This is a genomic window from Tabrizicola sp. (assembly GCF_030694085.1).
Lineage (GTDB): Bacteria > Pseudomonadota > Alphaproteobacteria > Rhodobacterales > Rhodobacteraceae > Tabrizicola.
Map to the genome: position 1 here is coordinate 1 of NZ_JAUXZE010000057.1, position 3,207 is coordinate 3,207.

Annotated in this window: 5 protein-coding genes; all 5 read right to left on the reverse strand. The window is 63.0% G+C overall.

The features are described from left to right. Positions 1 to 182 precede the first annotated feature (182 nt). The 5 genes from Q8M85_RS14985 to Q8M85_RS15005 all read right to left on the reverse strand — a co-directional run bounded on the left by Q8M85_RS14985 (position 183) and on the right by Q8M85_RS15005 (position 3,080). Positions 183 to 1,382 (reverse strand): DUF932 domain-containing protein, encoded by a 1,200-nt coding sequence (locus tag Q8M85_RS14985; RefSeq protein WP_305546064.1) that lies wholly within the window; start codon positions 1,380 to 1,382, stop codon positions 183 to 185. A gap of 161 nt (positions 1,383 to 1,543) precedes the next feature. Next, a complete protein-coding gene (locus tag Q8M85_RS14990; protein WP_305250212.1) occupies positions 1,544 to 1,930 on the reverse strand; it encodes a hypothetical protein in 387 nt (128 codons plus the stop codon). 56 nt (positions 1,931 to 1,986) lie between these two features. Then, the gene (locus Q8M85_RS14995) at positions 1,987 to 2,298 is read right to left on the reverse strand and encodes a type II toxin-antitoxin system RelE/ParE family toxin (protein ID WP_038148799.1); all 312 of its coding nucleotides are present in this window, start codon (positions 2,296 to 2,298) and stop codon (positions 1,987 to 1,989) included. Then, positions 2,276 to 2,530 (reverse strand): type II toxin-antitoxin system ParD family antitoxin, encoded by a 255-nt coding sequence (locus Q8M85_RS15000; protein ID WP_038148800.1) that lies wholly within the window; start codon positions 2,528 to 2,530, stop codon positions 2,276 to 2,278. The genes Q8M85_RS14995 and Q8M85_RS15000 overlap by 23 nt, the downstream gene beginning before the upstream one ends. Positions 2,531 to 2,675: 145 nt before the next feature. Then, positions 2,676 to 3,080 carry a single-stranded DNA-binding protein gene (locus tag Q8M85_RS15005; RefSeq protein WP_038148802.1) on the reverse strand — a complete coding sequence of 135 codons (405 nt, stop codon included), beginning with the start codon at positions 3,078 to 3,080 and terminating at the stop codon, positions 2,676 to 2,678. Between the last annotated feature and the right edge of the window lie 127 nt (positions 3,081 to 3,207).

Below are 3,207 nucleotides of genomic sequence, written 5' to 3' on the forward strand. Positions count from 1 at the left end.
TAGCGGCCGAGGATGTCACGGGCTTCGAGGACGATGGTTTCTTCCTGGGGGGTCATGGGAGTTCTCGCTGAAATCCGCAGGCCGAAGCCCCCTGCCCTCTCAGGGCGGGGCCACTGGCATGCATTTGGAAGGGGAAAGCGCGACCGCCGCGCGCGAGGGCGGTCGCGTTGTCGGGCACGGCGTCAGCCGACCCGGTCGAGGAGCTTCTTGGCCCGGCCCTCCATGTCGAGGCGGGCATCCTGCTGGGTCTTGTCGCGCGCCAGCCGCGTGATGCCTTGCACGAAGTCGAAGATGCTTTCCGGCGGGCGGCCTTCCTCCATCAGCACCTTCTCGATGATCTTGCCCGACTCAGCCTTCGAGAAACCGCGCTTGCGCAGGAAATCCGCACGGTCTTCGTCGCTGCGCGCCACGACCTGCTGCCGCGCCGCCTTGATGCCGTTCACGAACCCCTGCGGCGAGGAATTGGCGAACCGCGTCAACGCGGGCGCGGCCTCATGTGCGAAGCGCGAGGCGGCGTATTTCGAGTGGCGGATCTTGATCTCCTGAAAATCCTCGACGCCCCAGAGGTTGCGGTTCTGGCACACCGCCCGCAGGTAAAAGCTCGCCATGCCGAGGGTCTTTGCCCCCACCTCGGAGTTCCAGCAGTAGAAGCCCCGGAAGTAGAGATCGGGCGAGCCATCGGGCAGCTTGCCCGCCTCGATGGGGTTGCGATCGTCAACCAGGAACAGGAACACGTCGCGGTCCGAGGCATAAAGCGTGGTCGTGTCGCGGCTGATCTCGACATCGGGGTTGTAAACCCCGGTCGACCAGTCGAGCACGCCCGGCACCTTCCAACGCGTGTCGCCGGTGCCATTGCCCGCGATGCGCTGCACCGCCTCGACCAGTTCATGGTCATGGATGCGGCCATAGTCGGGGCCCGTGACCGCGCGCAGTTCCGTGCGGCCATCTTCGGTCTCAAAAGTCTTCACCTGCTCGGCGCGGTGGTTGGTCAGCCCGTATTGCAGGTTGATGCCCGCCAGCGGCGCGGGCAGCTGCCGCAGGTAGGAGGCAGGCGCGCCGACGATGCTGGCAAGCTGGCCGAAGGCCCAGTGCGTGGGCGCGACGGGTGCCTCGGCTTTCGGCAGCATCAGGTGCAACCGCTCAGGGTTATCACGCGCGGCCTCGACGCGGATATCCGCCGTCTGCACCACACGGCTGCGGCTGCGCTCCGACCGGCCTTTCACATTGGCCCAGAGATCATCGAGCGACAGATACCGCTCGTCATCGGGCCGGTTGAACCATTCGGACGACACCCGCCCGTTCCGCTCCCCCCGGCTCACATCCACCTTCCAGCCACCCGCCCGCGCCGGAGCAACCGGATCCAGAACTTCTACAACGCCCATCGGCTATCTCCCGTGACAGGCGCCGGGAGCCACTCTCCCAGCCCTCAATCTGTCACGAAAGCAACCAACCCATCTCTGACTCTCAGATCGCTGATGCACAGAACATCGTTGCAGACCGGGCGTTTCGGCTGAGCTTGGGCCCACCCAAACAGTCAAACGTCTCACGCTTTCCGGGGGACCCCCAGTTCAGCAACTGCTTCGAGAAAAGTCGTGTCGAGAACCGGGTTGTCCCATTTGTTCGATGCAGTCATCCAGCGGTCGAGATGATCCCTGAATCTCAGATCATCCCGCCTCATGTGAAACGTGAACAGGCGATTGACGATGTCCCGCATCAAGTCCGCCATCTGCGCATCATCGATATGCGACACCGTGCGCCACGGGATGGTCTGACCTGTGGCGTCGATCACGTTCACGTCCGAATAATCGCCGGTCAGCGTCACCGGCTGCACCCCGGCGTGCAAATCCTCCAGCCGCGTGTTGCGGATGCAGATCATGGCCATGATCTTCGCGAGATCGGCGGCAATGCGTTCTTCGTCTTCGACCTTCATGCTCAAATCCTCTCGCAGCACCTCGCTTCGCCGCGAAGGGCTGCGAGAGCGTCAGATCACTCGTTGAGATAGGCGACCCAATTCTGTCGCGCATGCACGATGCGCAACACCTGCAGCCACTCCTCCTCGATGCGGTAGATGATCAGATGCGATCCCGAGCGGTAAAGGCGCACGGGCGGGCGGATTTCAGTGCGTTCGCGCGCGATCCCCGGGTGCTGGACCAGCAGGTCCATGTCCACGGCGAGCCCGCGGATATAGGTTTCTGCCTGACCAACTGACCAGGTACGCGCGGTATAATCCCAGATCGCGTCCAGATCATTCAGCGCAGCAGGTGATAGGCGATATTCAACGACCGTCGGTTCTGGCATTCTGATCCCGCTTGCGGGCAAGAAATGCCTCAACATCCAGACGTCCTGCCGGACCGCTTGCGAGACCCTCATCGACAAGCTGCTGCAACTCGACGATGGCCTGCTGGCGATCCTGGTCCCGGCGGATCAGATCGCGCACATAATCGCTGGCGTTGCTGTAGCGCCCATCTTGTGTCTGGGCCTCGACCCAGGCCTTCATCGGGTCCGGCAAAGAAACATTCATCGTGGCCATGGTCGCGATCTCCTTTGCAAGGACGATGACATAAATTGGCAAAGATTGTCAAACTGTGCCGATGTCCTGCTACACGGCTTGCCGTGCGCATGCCACGAACCCGGCGGGTTTCCCCGCCGGGCCTGAGGGGGAGGCCCCGTTCTTTTCAGAACGGGATCTCGTCGTCGCGGTCGACCAGCTCGGGGTTTTCGGTCTCGGCCGACTTCGGGCGGCTCAGGAAGTCGACCTTTTCGGCGATGATCTCGCAGCCGTAGCGGTCGTTGCCCATGCTGTCGATCCACTTGGTGTAGTGGATGCGGCCGTGGACGAGGACCTTCATGCCCTTTTCGCAGTGCTCTGCGACCGTCTTGCCGAGACCGTTGAAGCAGGTGATGCGGTGCCATTCCGTGTCCATGACCCGGTAGCCGTTCTCGTCGCGCAGGACGCGACCTTCCGAGATGCGGGGGCGGGAGGTGGCGAGGCTGAAGTTGGTGATCTTGGTGCCGCCCTGGGTGGTGCGGACTTCGGGGGTCTGACCGATGTTGCCGGCGAGGATAACGATGTTCTGCATGGTAAGCTTCCTTCTGTGTCCTGTCTTCGGGACCGTCCCTTCGACAAGACCCGGAAAAAGCCCGTCGGGTGACGCGTGCACGGTGGACGGAACGGACGCCGGAAACCCCCAGAGGACCGGGGTGGAG